Here is a 16,792-nt window from a genome sequence, read left to right as displayed (position 1 = left end):
GCCACCGAGCCTCGGCCGTCGCCTCCCTCCAACCCGTCCGTCCGCAGCCCCGTCCCGTGCCGCACCCGTAAGGAGAGCGAGACACACCATGGCCCAGCAGCCACTCCTCCGCGATGTCATCGACATCAAGGAGTCCATCTCCACCTCGGACTTCGTGCTGTCCCTCGCCGAGGCCACGACCCCCGAGGGCGCCGAGCACGCGCTCAAGGACTACGTCGTCACGGAGCGGCTGCTGGAGAACTTCGACGAGGCCCTCGACCTCATCAAGGCCGCTCTGGACGGGGACCGCTCGAAGGCCGCCTACCTGCACGGTTCCTTCGGTTCCGGCAAGTCGCACTTCATGGCCGTGCTGTACGCCCTGCTCAGCGGCAACCCGGCCGCCCGCGCCCGCACAGAGTTCGACTCCGTACTCACCAAGCACGAGTGGCTCGGCACGGACGGCAAGAAGTTCCTGCTCGTGCCGTACCACATGCTCGGCGCCAAGGCCCTCGAACAGCGCGTGCTTGGTGGCTATGTGCGTCACGTCAAGCGGCTGCACCCCGATGCGCCCACTCCGCAGGTGTACCGGACGGACGGACTGTTCGACGACATCCGGGCCGACCGCGCCAGCTACGGCGATGCGGCCGTCATCCAGCGCCTCAGCTCCGGAGAGTCCGACGACGGCGATGAGGACGAGTGGGGCGAAAGTTTCACCTGGACGCCGGACCTCCTCGACACGGCGCTGACCGCTGAGGAGGTGCACGAGGCCGGTGAGGTCCTCAATCTGGTCAACCCCTCCACTCCCTCCGAGCTGCGAGCACGTCTCGTTCAGGACGCGATCACGCGCCTCTCGCCCAGCTTCGCCAAGAACGCCGCCGAGGACGAGCACGGGTTCATCTCCCTCGACGCCGGTCTCTCCGTCATCGCCGAGCACGCCAAGTCGCTCGGCTACGACGGCCTGATCCTCTTCATGGACGAGCTGATCCTCTGGCTCGCCACTCTCATCCACGACGAAAAGTTCGTTGCCCGCGAAGCCAGCAAGATCACGAACTTCGTGGAGGGCGGCGACGCCCGCCGCGCGATCCCCGTCGTGTCGTTCATCGCCCGTCAGCGCGACCTGCGCGAGCTGGTCGGCGAGGAGGTCTCCGGCGCGGCCGAGTCCTCCATCCAGGACACCCTTAACCTGGCCTCCGGGCGGTTCGACAAGATCACGCTTGAGGACCGTAACCTCCCGCAGATCGCCCACGCCCGTCTCCTCAAGCCGAAGAACGACGAGGCGGATCGGCTCATCGACGCGGCCTTCGAGCAGACCAAGCGGGTCGGCACCCAGGTGTGGGACACCCTGCTCGGCTCGGACAAGGGCACGACCGGCGCGGACGCGGAGTCGTTCCGGCTGACGTATCCGTTCTCGCCGGCGTTCATGGACACCCTCGTCCACATCTCGTCCGCGCTGCAGCGCTCCCGTACCGGTCTGAAGCTGATGGGCCAGCTCCTCGCCGACCACCGCGACGAGATCCGGCTCGGCCAGCTCATCCCGGTCGGCGACCTGTACCCGGTGATCGCGGAGGGCGGCGACAAGCCGTTCACCGACAGCCTCAAGGTGGTCTTCGAGGCCGCCGACAAGCTGTACAAGACGAAGCTGCGGCCGTACCTGCTCAGCTCGTACGACATCACCGAGGACGACGTCGAGCAGTACTTGAACCGGCCCGGCACCCTCGGCGACCCGCAACTGACCAACCGCTGCCGCCTGTTCGTGGGCGACAACCGCCTCGTGTGCACGCTGCTGCTGTCCGCACTCGCACCCAGCGTGCCCGCCCTGTCCGAGCTGACGATCCGCCGGCTCGGCGCGCTGAACCACGGGTCGGTCATGGCGCCGATCCCGGGCAGCGAGGTCGGCATCATCAAGAACAAGGTCGCCGAATGGGCGGCCCGATTCCCCGAGATCAAGGAGACCGGCACCGACACCAACCCCGGTGTCCGGCTGGAACTGTCCGGCGTCGACGTCGACTCCGTCATCGCCAACGCGCAGGTCAACGACAACCCCGGCAACCGCGTCGCCCTCGCCCGGCGGCTGCTGTCGGAGGAACTCGGCGTCGAACACGGCCCGTTCGTCGACGAGCTGAGCTTCGTCTGGCGCGGCACCGCCCGCACCGCGGAGGTCGTCTTCGGCAACGTCGCCGACGAGGACGAGCTGCCCGACCACGACCTGATGCCGCAGCAGGACGGCTGCTGGCGGATCGCCATAGACCTTCCCTTCGACGAGGGGGAATGGGGGCCCGTCGAGGACGTCAACCGCATGCAGCGGCTGCGTGAACGCCAGCAGGGCGAGCGGTCCCGCAGCATCGCCTGGCTGCCCGCGCACCTGTCCGCGCAGCGCCTCGCCGACTTCCGGCGGCTCGTCGTCATCGACAAGGCCCTCGCCGACGAGCACCGCTTCGACACCCAGTACGCCGGCCACCTCAACGCCGACAACCGCAGCCGTGCCAAGGGCCTGCTGGAGACCCAGCGGGACGCCCTGCTCAAGCAGGTCAAGGGCGCGTTCAAGCAGGCGTACGGGCTCGCGCAGAAGCAGGCCGCCGACGTGGTGGTCGACTTCGACGACCACCTGGTGGCCCTGCCCGACGTCGACGACCTCACCCTGTCCTTCGGGCAGTCCCTGCACGACGGCATCCGGCACGTGGCGGGCAAGCTGCTCGCCCACCAGTACCCGGCCCACCCCAACCTCGACCCCGACGCGGCCGGCACCGCCGTCAAGCCCGTCGACGCGCGCAAGGTGTTCACCCACGTACGGGCCGCCGCCGAGGCGCGCGACGGACGTGTCGAGGTTCCGGCGGGCGACCGCAAGCTGATGCAGCGCGTCGCCGGACCGCTGCGCCTCGGACAGCAGAAGGAGGCGTACTTCGAGCTGTCCCGCTACTGGGCCGAGCACTTCCGGCAGCTCGCCAGCGCCCAGGGCGTCACCGGCGACCTCACGCTGATCACGCTCACCGACTGGACCGACCAGCCCGAGCCGCGCGGCCTGCCCGACTTCCTCGCCCGGCTCGTCGTCGCCTCGTTCGCCGAGATGGACGACCGGGTGTGGGTGCGCGGTGGCACCGTCCTCGACCCCGCGCCGGAACTCTCCGCGATCAAGGATCACGACGCCCTGCGCAGCCAGCCGCTGCCCAACGAGGACGACTGGACCACCGCACGGCAGCGCTACGAGACGATCTTCGGTCAGAAGGCGCCCACCCTGCGCCGGGGGCGCATGGTCAACCAGTTCGCCCGCCAGATCGTCGAGTCCGCCCGCGCCCTCAAGGAGGACGCCGCCGAACTCGTCCGACGACTGGAAGAGCACGCCACCTTCCTCGGCCTCGACGAGACCGACGACACCGGACGCCTCGCCCTCGCCCGACGCTCCCTCCAGTTCCTGGAGACGCTCACCGGCGGCGCGGCGCAGAGCGGAGCCGGGGCCAAGAAGACCGTGGAGGCACTCGCCGCCTTCGACCTGGGCGAGGTCAGCGCCGACCGGTACGGCACCTCCGTCAAGCAGGCCGGCAGCGTCGCCCGCGCCGTGACCGAGGCGTCCTGGCACACCCTCGAACTCGGCATCGGCCTTGGTGCAGAAGGCGCGGCCCTGCTCGACTCGCTGCGCAACGTGGCCCGTGGCGACCAGCGCACCGCAGACCTGCGCGAGGCGCTGAAGCGCACCGAGCGGGAGATCCTGTCCCTGATCAAGCGCAACCAGGCGGCGGCCACCCCGCCGCCCGCCCCCGTCACACCCCCGGTGGCCACGGACCCGGCAAAGGCCGACGACCTGTCCCTGAACACGGTGACGAGCGACCCGCGTATCGACTTCACCCAGCAGCCCACCGCCACCCAAGGCACCGGCACGGCAGGGCAGTCCGCAGGCCGCCGCACCACCACCGCCCGTCAGGCGGTCAAGGCGCTGGAGTCGGAACTGACCGAGCTGGCGAAGAGTAACCCGGAAGCCACCATCGAGATCACCTGGCGGGTGGTCGACTGATGACCACCACCGCTCCCGCCTCCGACTCCGCCGCCGTACCGGGCGCGGTCCGGCTGAACACCGCGACCGTCACCCAGTACCTCTCCTCCCAGCCGCAGCTCGCCGCCTCCCTCCGGCCAGGAGGGGAGGACCGACGCAGGGCCGTCCTGCTGCGTTCCGCGCCACAGTGGGACGGACCCGCCGAGCCCGCCTGGGCCGAGGGCCGCACCGCGCGCGTCACAGCCGCGCTGTCCCCGCTCGCCGTCCACGAACTGGTCCTCGACCACCTCGCGGGCCGCGCCCCCGGCCCCGCCGTCCTCGTCGTCCTCACCGACCGCGAACAGCACGAACTCGACCCCGCGATCATCGCCCGCGTCCACAAGAAGGCCATCGACACCGTCGACGGCTGGGACGTGGTGCGGGAGGCCTTCGGCGCCCGGCAGATCGATCCGCGTCTGAAGGACGCCAACTGGGCCGCCGAGGCCCTGCTCGACGCCACGCCGCCTGGCGGCTGGCCGCCCGTCTCCGGCGGCTGGCTCTCCCGGCAGTACGCCCTCACCGCCCTCGCCCAGCGCCGCCTGCGCCTCGGCCGCTACGACACCGACAGCGCGGTCGCCCCGGCTCATCGGCCCGGTGACGAACGGCTCGACGCGCAGACCCTGCTGGACTGGTCCACGCGCGCGGGCGGCCCCGAACGGCTCCTCGGGCTGCGCGGCCCCGAACGGACCGGGCTCGCCGCCTTCCTCGCCGAGGACGACCAGGCTGGACTCGCCGGGCGTGCCCTGCTCGCCCTCGTCGACGCCGAACGCGGTGGCGACGCGGTCGCCTTCGGCCTGGTGTGCGCGGCTCTGTGGGAGCACGCCGAGCCCGCTCCCGAGACGTATCAGGCCCGCGGCAGGGCCGAGCGTTACTTCGGAGACCGGCCTCCGGCCACCGGCGATCAGCTCGACACGCTGGTGTCCGTCTTCGGCAGGGCCGCGGAGAAGTACGTCGTCGCCCTGCTCGCCACCGGCCACCGGACCGCCGGTACGACGGATCCGGACCGGGCGCGCGAGGCCCGCCGACTGACCGGCATCGTCCTCGACCGGGCCGGGGTCCTGGCCCGGCAGTTCGGCGCGGAGAAGGCCGTCGAGTCCAGCCCGGTGATGACCAGTGGACTGGAGGCCCGGTTCACCGCCGTGGGACGTGCCCTCGCCGCCGACACGGACGCGGTGGCGGACGCCGTACGGCACCTGGCGGAGCACGAACTCGCCGGTGACCCGGAGGAGTCCGCCCGTATCGAACGGGCCCGGATGGGCCAGCGACTCGCCCGCTGGCTGGCCACCGAACCGCCCGCCGAATCACCCACCGTGGGCGACGCCATAAAGCGGCACGTCTCCGAGACCGGCTGGGTCGATTTGGCCCTCGAACACATCGAGGCCGGCGGCGACCCCGACCCCGTGCTGAAGGCCGCGTACGACGCTCTTGGCACCCGGGTCCGTGAACGGCGCCGCGCGATCGACGCCTTCTTCGCCCGCACACTCGCCGTCTGGACCGAGTCCGGCACCCAGCCAGGCTTGATGCTGACCGTGGAGACCTTCCTCGACCAAGTGGTGAAGCCCGTCGTCCACCACGGCGAGGGACGGCGCGTGCTGCTCCTCGTCCTGGACGGCATGAGCGCCGCCATCGGCAACGAACTCGGTGAGGAACTGCGCGGCACCTGGGCCGAGTTCGACCCTCTGCCGCAGGGCGCACCGCAGCGTCGCGCCATGGCCGCCGCACTGCCCACCCTCACTGCCGTGTCCCGTACCTCCCTGTTCGCCGGTCGGCTGATGAAGGGCACCCAGGCCGACGAGAAGCGGTTGTTCCCCGCACACAGGCTGTGGGGCGGTGCTCCGGCCGCCGTCTTCCACAAGGACGACCTGCGCGCCGAACAGGCCGGGGACACCTTCGGCCCCGCCCTCACCGAAGCGCTCACCGACGGCAAGACGCACGTCGCGGTAGTCCTCAACACCATCGACGACCGGCTCGCCAAGGAGCAGAAGCTCGGCGACGGCGCCTGGCACGTCGATCATGTCGCTGGGCTACGTGACCTGTTGCGGGTGGCTGCCGCCCAGGGCATGGCGGTCATCCTCACCAGCGACCACGGGCACGTCGTCGACCGGCATGGTGTGAGGGTGGACGTGGCGGAGACGCCCTCCGCTCGGCACCGCCTCCCCGGCGGTGGTCCGCTCGCCGAGCAGGAGATCACGCTGTCCGGTCCCCGGGTCGTCTGGCCCGAGCCCGGCGCGACCATCGTCGCCCTGTGGGACGCCGACTCCCGCTACACCTCACTCAAGGCCGGCTACCACGGAGGCGCCGCACTCGCCGAGTTCACCATCCCGGTGCTCGCGTTCCTGCCCTTCGGAGCGGAGCCGCCGCAGGGATGGCGGGAGTTGGGGGAGCAGCGGCCGGAGTGGTGGTCCACCGGCACGCGGACCGCTGATCCTGTCGTGGCCCGTCCGGTGGCCCAGGCCGCAGTCCCGGCGAAGAAGACGGCGGCCAAGCCGAAGAAGGAACAGGCCGAGCTCGCGAAGACCCACGACGCCCTCTTCGACGTGGCCGTCACGGCGGGTGGCGACGACACACTCGTCACCCCCACCCTGGTCTCCCCGGACGAGACCTTGGTCAACGGCCTCCTCACTTCGGAGACCTACCAGGCCCAGCTGGGACTCCTGGCCCGCAAGCCGCCGCAGGAACAGATCAGGAAGGCGCTCGCGACCCTCGTCGACGCGGGCACCCTCCCGGTCACGGCCCTCGCCCAGCGTGTCGGCCTGCCGCCCACACGGGGCGACGGCTTCGCGGCCGTCCTGCGGCAGCTTCTCAACTACGACGGGGTCCAGGTCCTGGAAACCCTTCCCGACGGCCGCACGCTTCGGCTGCACACGGCCCTGCTGAGGGACCAGTTCGAGCTGCGGTAGAGGTGAGGGTAGAGGTGAGGTGCTTCGCTCGCCTACGCCAGCCCGGCGTAGGCGGCGAACGCGCTCCACTGCTCTACGGAGAAGGTGAGGCAGGCCGCCAGGGGCCTCTTTGAGTCCCGGACGTGAACGGCGGCGGGTGTGGTGGCGACCTCTACGCAGTCGCCGCCACTCGTTCCGCTGTAGCTGCTCTTGAACCAAGCGAGTTCACCGGACTGGTCGGCGTGCGGATCAGTGCTCATAGCTCCCCTACCATGCGCTCGACAAGGCGTGAGGACTCCTCAGTGCTGAGGGCCTGCGTCCGCAGCATTCCATATCGCAGCCAGAACTCGCTCACCTCGTGGCGATCCGACCTGACGCTGACAATGTCTTGGGTCTCGACATAGACGTACTGCTTGCGGTCGCCGGACTCCAGAAGGACCATCCCGCCGTTCAACCCACTGTGCGCGCCCCGAGCCGTGGGCATGATCTGCAGTTCGACGTTGCGCATGGCCGAGCACTGCAACAGGTGCTCCAACTGTCCGCGCATCACGTCGACGCTGCGCACCGTGCGCCTTACCGCAGCCTCTTCCACGACGAACACGAAAACGATGGGAGGGTTCTTGCGCGTCAGCAGCGCCTGTCGGGCCAACCGGGCTGCTACTCGCTGCTCGATGGTCTCTTCGTCCAGCGGCGGGAAATGCGCTTCAAGCAGCGCCTCCGCGTACTGCTGGGTCTGAAGCAGGCCGGGAATCAGCAGAGGATCGTAGGAGAAGCGGCTGACGGCTTCGGACTCCAGCAGCGCGAAGTCCTGGAAGAACAGGGGGAGCTTTGCTCGGTCCACGTCCTCTTGGAGAACTCGGAGAGCGCCACCCGCTTCCAACACCCGTTCCGAAGCTTCGGTGAAGGAGACCTTCGCAGGCCGCCGCCCCTGCTCCACCGAAGCCACCTGCTCCACCGAGTACCCGATCGCGTCCGCGAGCCCCTGCTGCGTCAGCCCCGCCCGTTCGCGGAACAGGCGCAGCAGCTTGCCGTAGGCGCTCCACACGGCCGGCCGTTCCTTCTCCGGCCTGCGTCGGCCCGTGGTCTGGCACGTGCGCTCCGCTGCCCTGCCCATGTCGCCCCCTGATCTGCCACAGTCCTGGTGCGACCTGCTCAACGACGCCGCGGTTCAGCCGATGCGCGGTGCGGACCCGTACAGCGGCCGTACAAACCCGTACTGGAGCCGTACCCGCGATCGGCTACCACCCTCCGACCTGTCAAGGACGGTGGCTGGGACGAGACGGTCACCGCATGAGACTGGCCGACACCACTCCCGAACGCTCCGCCTCCACCGAGCAGTTCACCGTTCGCCTCAGCAGCACCAGACGTGGTGCCCGACTCGCCCGCCGCCTCACCGCCGAGCGGCTCGCCGCCTGGGGGATCCCGTACGACTCGGAGGCCTCGCATGCCGCCGTGGCCGTCACGGCGGAACTGGCGGCGAACGCGATCACGCACGGCCGGCTGCCAGGCCGGGACTTCCAGCTGTCGCTGGCACGGCTCCCGGGCAGAGTCCGTATCGAGGTCGTGGACACCCGACCGGAACGCCTCCCGAAGACGGCAGCCTTGCCCACCGGTCCCGACGCGCTGGAGGCGGAGACGGGCCGGGGCCTGCTCCTCGTCGCCGCGCACGCCCACGGGTGGGGTTGCCAGACGCGAGACGCCCACACGAAGACCGTGTGGGCGGAGATCACGCACCCGTCGTGAGCCGGATGGTCCGGCGGGGACCGCGCGATCAGGAGACGAACGCCCGCAGCAGTGCGGCGAAGGCGGTCAGCTCCTCGATCATCTGCTTGGGGAGCGGCTTCTCGTCGAAGTGGGCGATCCGGTTACGGATGTCCTTCACCCGCCTCAGGCGGCCGATGAACTGCTCGCGGGGCATGTTCGGCCACTTCAGGGCCTCCCAGTTGAGATCGGCGCGCTCGGCCAGCGACTGCTTCGTCTGGTCGCCGTCCAGGAGCCTCAGGTAGTCGCCGAACATCAGGTCCGACACCTGGCCGGTGCGGTGTTCGGGCTTCTTGTTCGTCTGGACGGCCTTGACGGACTCCTCGTCCAGGGCCGCGCCCAGGCAGCGGCGCAGCAGGGACTCGATCTCCCCGACGATGAAGAAGGGCCGCGCCGACCCTTCGAAGCGCTCCGTGACGTCCGCGGCGGTGACGATGCCCGACAGGCAGCCGTCGTCGCCGCGCACGAGCAGGTAACCGTGCTCCTTGACCACGGGGAGGGCGGCGAAGAGCTCCTGGCGCGCGTCAGCGACCGGCAGGGAGTCCTTCTCCATGGCGTTCTCCAGTGTGGCGGGCTTGCCCGCCTCGTACATCCTGGCCACGGAGCCCCAGGTGATCACGCCGTGGATCTGCGCCATGCCGGTGGTCACCGGCACCTGGGAGAAACTTTCGGTACGCATCAGGAAGGTGGCGTGTGCCAGGGAGTTGCCCAGGGTGACGCCGCGCACGCCCCGCTTGGCCGACGGAATGTCACCGAGCAGCAGCCGCTGGGGAAGTGAGGGGAGGGCCTCGTCCGCATCCTCCCCGGCGTCGCTCTCGACGGACCCGGCCTGCGCGGGGACGGAGGCGATGGGGACCACGTCGACACTGCTGCGCAGCCCGCAGACCGCGAAATCCGGCAGTGTTGTCAGTCCCGAGTCCGCCAGCGCCTGCGAGATCAGGTGCACCGTGCGGTGGTCGCGGACCCGTACCTGGAACAGGTCGAGGATCTCCTGCACGGGCACGGTGCTGCCCTTGAGCGCTGCGAGACCCTTCTCGCTGGGCCTGGTGGTCATCGGGCGTCGCCCTCCGACAGGTCACGGAGCATGGTGCGCTTGCCCATGGCGGACTGCACCAGGTCCTGCAACTGCCGGGAGCGATCGGTGTAGAAACGCTTGTAGTCGCTCTCGCGCAGTGCCTCCGGATCGATCAGGTGGGTGGCGATCACGTCGTCGAACCACTCGGGGCGCATGTCGGAGGCGGCGATCAGGGTGGAGAGGTAGGACGACGGAGCCCCCATCATGTCCATCGTGGCACGGTAGGACAGCGGGGTCTTGTTCACGATGGAGTTCGTCGGCAGACCTTGGCTGTTGCCCCGGCGGAACCAGGCCTTGGGGAAGATCTGCCGGACGTCCACGCCGTACTCGTCGAGCCGCCCGGGGCTGAGCGGGGCGTCCGTGTAGTGCCAGTCGACCGCACCCTGCTTGATCAGCAATGCGTAGATCCCCTTGTAGGCGGCGCTGTTGCGGGTGGTGAGGCCGTCGAGCCGCTCGGCGAAGAAGAAGGCGTCCGTGACCGTGTCGGGTGCGCGGTCCTCCTGCCGGATCCAGTCGACGAGCTGCTCGACGTCCCGGGTGAAGCGCGTCTCGGTCGAGCCGCCGTACATCTCACCCAGTACCCCGCACCAGTACCACTGCTCGATCTTCTCCTCCGGCCCCAGGCCCTCCATTTCGTCGCCGCCGAGAATGGCGCGGACGGCCGCGAGCGGGACGAGCTGTGTCTTGTACGGAAGGTCGTTGGGCCGGACGATGCACTGCCGCTCCAGGAAATCGCCCACCCAGGCGAAGGCCTCGGCCAGTTCGGGCGCCAGGCGGACGAAGTCGGCCAGCGGAAGGTCCAGCAGGTCGCGCCGCTTGCAGGACACCGCGGCCCCGACACCCGCCTCCTTGCGCTCCCAGGTGCGTACCAGGGCGATGGCCTGCAGGAAGTCGATGCTGCTCAGGCCGTTCTCCAGGCCGCTGTCCAGCCGGCCGAAGACCGGGTACTTCGACGCCAGCGCCTGCTTGATCTCCCGCCACACCTCGGGAAGCTGGTAGTAGTCCCCGGTCCGTTCCACGTACTCGGGGTCACCGGCGTAGGTGGCGGTGAGCAGTTCGAAGACGTTCAGAGGCACGCCGCCGGTGTTGACGCGCTCGAACACCGCGCAGACGGCGTCCATGGAGGTCGAGGCGGCCAGCCGGATCATCGGGACCTGGAAGGCGCGGACCTGCTGGAGGACGAGGTCGTCGAACTGGCCCCACAGGTCCCAGTTCCGCTCCTCGTCCGCCTTGATGTAGTTCCTCTTCCACTGGTTGACGCGCTGGGCGTCGAAGACGAGGTGCAGAGGGAAGAGACCCGCCGCGCACTCGGCCTCCTCGGTCCTCAGATCCAGGACCACCGTGCGGTTGAAGTCGGTGCGGAAAACCTTGTCCGCCGGGACGGACAGGATCGCATCGTCGCGGTCGGCGGACGGTCCGACGGCCTTCTCGATGTCGACGTAGTACCACAGCTCGATGGGCTTGCCGCGGGAGTCCGACGTCTCCACCGGGGCGTCCAGCCACAGTGCCTGGAAGAGGGAGGTGAGGCGCTGCTGTCCGTCCAGCAGCAGGAGGTCCGCCTTCGGATCGCCCTCGGGGCGGGCCCCGGTGAGCGTGCGGGAACGGAAGCGGGTGGCACCACCGGTCTGCAGCGTCATCACCACGCCGAGCGGGTAGTCCAGCGTCACTGTCGCGATGATCGCCCTGATCCGGTCGTCGTCCCACTTCCAGTTCCGCTGGAAGTCGGGCAGTTGTAACGCCCCGGAGGCGACATCCGCGAGTACGTCCCTGAGCTTCAGATTGTCCAGTGCCGCCATGTGTCTCTCTTCTCACCTGTCACGCGTACAGAGAGTGATTCCAGCAGCGCTCTGCGGTGACCGTCAACCTGTACGCCGAAGAGCGAGATCACCGCGAGCACCGTCCAGTTGAGGTTGCAGGCCCACGGCTTCGAAGAGAGCGACAGCAGGCTCACCGCGGCCTGTGGCGGGATGCCGCAGACAGGGGCGGCCCGCTTTCCACCAGGCCGCCCCTGAAGTCGCTACATGTTGTTGCGCTTCACGTGGTTGAGCACGTTCATCCCCGCGCTGAGGACGGCGATGAACACACCACCGCTGCTCGTGAGAGTCGCCAACGGGCTCACATCGAACGCCATCGTCGTGACGGCAGTGCCGAGAGAGACCACACCGGAGACGAGAGCGACGATGGTGATGTCACGGGCCGGGTGGTGGCACGCCTGATGGGTCGAGTTGGTCGACACCGTTCCTCCATTGACTTGTTGGCTCGCTAGCGGGAAGAGGGCACGACTCACCGAGGTGAGTGGTCCTTCCCAGCGATGCGCGTACGAGCTCTAAGGGGCCCGCAACCAGCAGGTTGCTGGTAAGTGCGCGCATGAAGAGCGAGTCAATGAGTCCCCCGGGAGTGCGGTGTCGGTCTGCGGAGCCATTGTGCCGCCCGCGACGTTACTGCGCGGATCGTTTCGGGGGCATGGCCGAATATCGTCGGTGTGGTGTCCGACTGCGACCTTCGCCTGAGCGGTGACTCAGTCGCGGGTGCTCGTAGGGGCTGCTCCCGGCACCGGACGGCAGCGCTCAGAGCACGGCTTCGGCGTAGCCCGGCCTGACCTTGTTGGTCATGTGAGCGAGGACGGCGAGGAGTCGGCTGTGATCGGGGCGGCCCCGTGCAGGCAGGCGGCGATGAGGACTCGGCTGGGCGCCGAGGACGACTGCGCAGGCGCAGATCAGCAGCAAGCCGACCAGGGGGTACCACCGCCCGCGACGCGATCGCGGGTCGGGTACGCGCTGGAGGTGAACACGCAGACGGCGTCATCGTGCTGGATGGGGGCCGGTTTCACCAGGACGGCAGGGATCCGGGGGACGGAGCGGCAGGCACGGGACCACAATGTGACCAGCTGACGAAGACACCCTGGTGATCACTGGCTTCGCGCTTGCGCCTTGACGCAACAACTCCCCCTGAACCCATGCAATCTTCGCGGTCCCGGGAGTTGCCACCGCCCTGCCGTCGGTCAGGGCGCTGACACCAAGTGAGTGCGAGCGCGCCTGCGCCTACGCGGGCAGCGCGGGGAACACGACCACCGAGCCGTCCTTGTCGCGGGCGATCTCGATCGCCACGTCCGTCGTGGGGCCGTTGGCCATGACGCCGTCGCCCAGCCTGTGGATCCGGTTCGCCGCGCGCATCAGGCGGTCGACTTCACCGGTTGTGAAGACGGGCCGCAGACCTTGCGGGCGTGCCAACTCCAGCGCCGACAGGCGCCCCAGGACACCGACGATGCCCGACTCCAGTGTGTCGAGGCGCTGCTGGTCGGCCTTGAGTGCGCGGGTGAAGTTCTCGAACAGGTTGCCGGAGTCGGTCTGGGCGTGCTCGACGGCCTGCAGGACGATGACCCGCCGCTTCAGCGCAACGGCCAGAGCGGCGAGTTCGAGGTGGGCGCGGAACGTGCCGCCGTCCTCGTCGACGCCCGGGAACGACTTGGTCAGCGTGCCGATCTCGACGGCCTTGTCGTCGGGCAGCTCGTCGAGTGCGCTCTGCCACCGGGCGAGGCGACGGTCGGCGGCGGCCAGCGCCTTGCTGATGGCATGCACCGCCGAGTCCAGTCCCAGCGAGGCACCGAGCTTGCCCTGGTCGAGCAGAACGGCGGTGGCCTTGTCGATGGCATCGCGGCAGCCGTCGAGTTCGCTGCGTTCGTCGTTGAGCTTCTCGTCGTGCAGTTGCTCCAGCAGTTCCGTGATGCGTTCGATGGCCTGCTGGCGCTTGGAGTCGGCGTTCGCGCTCACCCCCACCGCCACGGCCATGAGCACGAGAGGCGCGGCCACGGTGAGCGCGGCGCTACCGGCGACCGCTACGCCGGCTGTCGCACCGGCTCCACCGACCGCGCCCGCCGCCGCCGCTTTACCGACCGGCTCGAACGTCGCGCCGGCGGCGATGCGGCCCGTCGCCGAGTTCACGAGTGCACCGTGGATGCGACCGGCCGACCCCTTCGCCACCATCGGGCGAACGATGCCCTGACCGAGCTGGGCAGCGACCTTCGCCGGGACAACCATGCGATACAGGCCTTCGCCGGCAGCGGTCGCCGTGGCCGGCGCGGAGGAACCTCGCGCTGACTGCGTGATGAGCTGCGACAGGTGCTGTGCCAGGGGACTCGCGGCGTCGAGCGGGATGCCCTGGCCTCGGTCGAGCTTGGCGGGCAGCGGATGCACCTCGAGTGTGGCGATCGGCTCGTCGGCCAGGGCCGCCAGCACACCGCGCAGTTCAGCCAAGCGCTCAGCCGTCATCGGCTCGTCTCCGGCCAGTGCGGGCACCCGGACGTCACCGGTTGCCAGCGTCCACACCGGAACGATTGCCTTGCGGTCGTCAGTCATCGTCTCCCCTTGTTTTCCGACAACAGCCTACGGCTGACATCCGACAAGAACGGCATGAACCTCATGTATTCAGCTACGGGCCCTGTCTCCTGGTGAACTGACGATCTGGCAACGGAAGAGCGCCTCTCAGCTCACCGGATCATCGGCGGGCGTCGACGAGAATCAGGACGCTGATCGGCCAGCCTTCCCGCGCCGTCGTACAAGGCAGAGGGCCCTGATCACTTCTTGGACTTCTGGAGTTTGGCGGCAGGGATGCGCTTCTTGCCCATATCGATGATCAAGCCGGCGGCCTTGAACGTGAGGTTGAGGGCGACGGTCTCAGGAACCTGCTGGTCGGGGCTGAGATGTCCGGTGATGTAGTCGCCCATCCGGACATCCGGGTCCAGGCGCTTGAGGACCATGTAGGCGATCGACTCGGCCTCGACCTCATTGCGTGCATGGGCCTTCACGGCACCCTCGTCCGAGAGAGGCCGCACGTACCGGTCGGGCCAGGTTTCCCCGGGGCCTGCGCCGAGGTGTCCGCAGAACAGGTGGCCGAGCTCGTGGGTGAGCGTGGTGTACCGGTCCAGCAGAGATAGATTCCGGTTGACCTCGATCTCGAACAAGGTCGGGTATCTCTCCGGTGGGTCCCCAGGCCTGCTACCGGGACGCTCGACGGAGCTGCCCGACCTGCTGCGGTATATGCGTCCGCAGGACGAGGCCCCGTGGTCGACCAGGGTGAGCCGGATCCCCAGAGGGGCGAGGTTCGTCTCCGTGTGGTGCCAGACCTGGGCGACCTCCTTCTCGCTTGCTCGAGAGGACACCGATACCGGTGCGGTGATCCCCTTGGGCAGAGGCAGAGCCCCGGGCAGGGCTTCTGTGTCCCCGACGTCGTACACGAGCATGTAGGGCCCACGGGGCTGGAAGATCAGCAGCGGCTGGGCACCGGGCTTGAGCACCCGCCGGTACTTCGACATCCACTCCGAGGAGGACAGGACATAGCGTGCCCCCGGCTTCTGGATGTGGACCACCATCGCGTTGAACGGCGCGTACCGCTTGAAACGGCCGACGAACTCAACCATCTGCAGATAGTCCGAGGACGAGCGATAGCGCTGGGCGCCGCGGACGAGATCGTCGATCGAGTCCTTGGCCAGGTCTGCCTGGGAGAGCTCGACCTCCTCGTCCCAGGGCAGTTCGAGCCCATGCTGCACATTCACCGGTTCCTCGTGATCGAGGGGAATCTCGCGCAGCCGCTTCCAGTCCGCGAGTTGCCCATCGGCCCAGCCGGGCTCGACCATCGCCGCGAACGACAGCAGCCCGGTCACATGGGCGTCCAGCTCGGCCAGATCCTTGAACTTCTGGTGACGGCGATGCTGCTCGATTCCGAACGACGCGGCCCCTCGTACATGCTTGGTGATGCGGCGCTTGTACTCGCGCGTCAGGCGAGGAGCGGGACCGTCGACGAGGATGCCCAGCACGCTGCGGCGCGCACCGGGACGGGCCACATAGGTCTTCTTCGGGTTGAGCCTCATGCCGAGCGGTTCCAGGGCCTTCTTCACTCCGGCCACGAGACGGTCGACCTCGTCGTGGTGAAAGAGCGCACGGCTCGAGAAGTACAGGTCGTCGCTGTAGCGGGTGTAGCGCAACCCCAAAGACTCGGCCTGGTGGCTGATTACCTCGTCGACGTCGCGCATGATGATGTTCGACAGGTACCCGCTTGTAGGAGCGCCCTGCGGAAGGAAGCCCTCGCGGGTGTGCTTGTAGACCAAACCGGGCCGGAGAATGGAGAAGTCCTGCCCGGTGGCTTCCAGACGCACGCTGCGACGCCCGGTGCCACGGTTCGTCCAGGTGTGGTTCGGCTCCGGCGGTGACACGGTGACCAGCCGGGCCGTGGTGTACGTGCCCAGGGTGCGACCGTTACGACGCAGGACGATTTCCCGGCGGCCCTCGTCGTTCTCCGCAAGATCGAGCCGGTATCCCCGTTCCGCCGGGTGAGTCCAGGCGTCTTTCAGAGCGGCGTAGACGTGCCGTTCCCGGATACTCCCGAAGAAGTCTGCGATGTCCAGGCGGATCACGGTGTGGGCTCGCAGATGGGCGGCAGCGCAGTCCACGACCGAGCGGCCACGTCGATAGGCGAACGCTGCCGGGTGTGGCTGAAAGCCGGCTGGAAGAGTTTCCAGGCGGGCCAGGATTTCCTGCTGTATCTCGGACAATCGCGTGACCGGGGCGTGCAAGGTCCGCAGTCCGCCGCGACGCTTGGGTATTCGGTGCTCGGTGTACGGGTAGATCGAGCCGCTGACCACCGCCTCAAGGAACTGGTCCGGGGTGAGATCCGCGAAGTCGTCCGTCGTCGTCACCGAACCGGCTCATCCCTCCCCGTGAGACGCAGTCGGCGAGCCTCACCTTGAGTGTGGTTTTTCCAAGCCCGACAGGGCGGGCGGTCCGCTGTATCCCTCCGCCACCCTGTGCAAGCACAGGGACCGATCCCCAGCACCCGGTGTGATCAGCACCGAGGTGCCCCAGACCGGAGGGCCCATCGCAAGGGATGGGTTCCTGAGACCCGCCGACTGCGTTGAGCCGGATCGTAGCCTTCCTGCAAGTCGTACTCACAGGCAGGTCGCCTGATGACACACCGAACTACGCTGCTACTCAGACTGCTTGGCACCACGACACGGCTGCGGCGTAGACCTACATGTGATCGTCCCGAACGGTGAGGGTGGCGGCGTGTAGGGTGACGCGC

General features: G+C 68.7%; 11 protein-coding genes. 3 read left to right on the top strand and 8 right to left on the bottom strand.

What is annotated here, in order from left to right; genetic code table 11:
* Positions 1-88 precede the first annotated feature (88 nt).
* Together pglY and pglZ are read left to right on the top strand one after the other, a co-directional pair.
* Positions 89-3,985 (top strand): BREX-2 system ATPase PglY, encoded by a 3,897-nt coding sequence (gene pglY / locus ACZ6TU_RS17920; protein ID WP_467670926.1) that lies wholly within the window; start codon positions 89-91, stop codon positions 3,983-3,985.
* Positions 3,985-6,903, top strand: coding sequence for a BREX-2 system phosphatase PglZ (gene pglZ, locus ACZ6TU_RS17915; RefSeq protein WP_467670928.1), 2,919 nt, complete (start codon positions 3,985-3,987; stop codon positions 6,901-6,903). The genes pglY and pglZ overlap by 1 nt, the downstream gene beginning before the upstream one ends.
* Positions 6,904-6,935: 32 nt before the next feature.
* Here pglZ and ACZ6TU_RS17910 read toward each other — a convergent pair whose 3' ends face one another.
* Both ACZ6TU_RS17910 and ACZ6TU_RS17905 read right to left on the bottom strand, forming a co-directional pair.
* Positions 6,936-7,142 carry a DUF397 domain-containing protein gene (locus ACZ6TU_RS17910; protein ID WP_467670930.1) on the bottom strand — a complete coding sequence of 69 codons (207 nt, stop codon included), beginning with the start codon at positions 7,140-7,142 and terminating at the stop codon, positions 6,936-6,938.
* Positions 7,139-7,996: a helix-turn-helix domain-containing protein gene (locus tag ACZ6TU_RS17905; RefSeq protein WP_467670932.1), complete on the bottom strand. Its 858-nt coding sequence runs from the start codon at positions 7,994-7,996 to the stop codon at positions 7,139-7,141. Before ACZ6TU_RS17905 ends, ACZ6TU_RS17910 begins: the two co-directional genes overlap by 4 nt.
* A gap of 176 nt (positions 7,997-8,172) precedes the next feature.
* Here ACZ6TU_RS17905 and ACZ6TU_RS17900 point away from each other — a divergent pair, with 176 nt between their 5' ends.
* Positions 8,173-8,625, top strand: a complete 453-nt coding sequence (locus ACZ6TU_RS17900; RefSeq protein ID WP_467670934.1) for an ATP-binding protein — start codon at positions 8,173-8,175, stop codon at positions 8,623-8,625.
* A 28-nt stretch (positions 8,626-8,653) separates the two neighbouring features.
* Here the strand turns inward: ACZ6TU_RS17900 and ACZ6TU_RS17895 are convergent, their stop codons facing one another.
* From ACZ6TU_RS17895 to ACZ6TU_RS17870, 6 genes are all read right to left on the bottom strand, one after another.
* A complete protein-coding gene (locus tag ACZ6TU_RS17895; protein ID WP_469549416.1) occupies positions 8,654-9,697 on the bottom strand; it encodes a CBS domain-containing protein in 1,044 nt (347 codons plus the stop codon).
* Positions 9,694-11,514, bottom strand: a complete 1,821-nt coding sequence (locus tag ACZ6TU_RS17890) for a GmrSD restriction endonuclease domain-containing protein (protein WP_467670938.1) — start codon at positions 11,512-11,514, stop codon at positions 9,694-9,696. Before ACZ6TU_RS17890 ends, ACZ6TU_RS17895 begins: the two co-directional genes overlap by 4 nt.
* A 221-nt stretch (positions 11,515-11,735) precedes the next feature.
* Positions 11,736-11,954, bottom strand: coding sequence for a hypothetical protein (locus ACZ6TU_RS17885; protein WP_467670940.1), 219 nt, complete (start codon positions 11,952-11,954; stop codon positions 11,736-11,738).
* A gap of 331 nt (positions 11,955-12,285) precedes the next feature.
* Entirely contained in the window at positions 12,286-12,513 is a 228-nt protein-coding gene (locus tag ACZ6TU_RS17880) for a transposase family protein (protein WP_467671494.1), read from the bottom strand.
* Positions 12,514-12,759: 246 nt separating this feature from the next.
* A complete protein-coding gene (locus ACZ6TU_RS17875; RefSeq protein ID WP_467670942.1) occupies positions 12,760-14,073 on the bottom strand; it encodes a hypothetical protein in 1,314 nt (437 codons plus the stop codon).
* Positions 14,074-14,291: 218 nt separating this feature from the next.
* Complete coding sequence (locus ACZ6TU_RS17870) at positions 14,292-16,409, bottom strand: reverse transcriptase family protein (RefSeq protein ID WP_467670944.1); 2,118 nt, start codon at positions 16,407-16,409, stop codon at positions 14,292-14,294.
* Positions 16,410-16,792 lie beyond the last annotated feature (383 nt).

It is taken from the genome of Streptomyces sp. NPDC052064, assembly GCF_055585925.1.
This window is presented reverse-complemented; position numbering and strand designations above follow the sequence as displayed.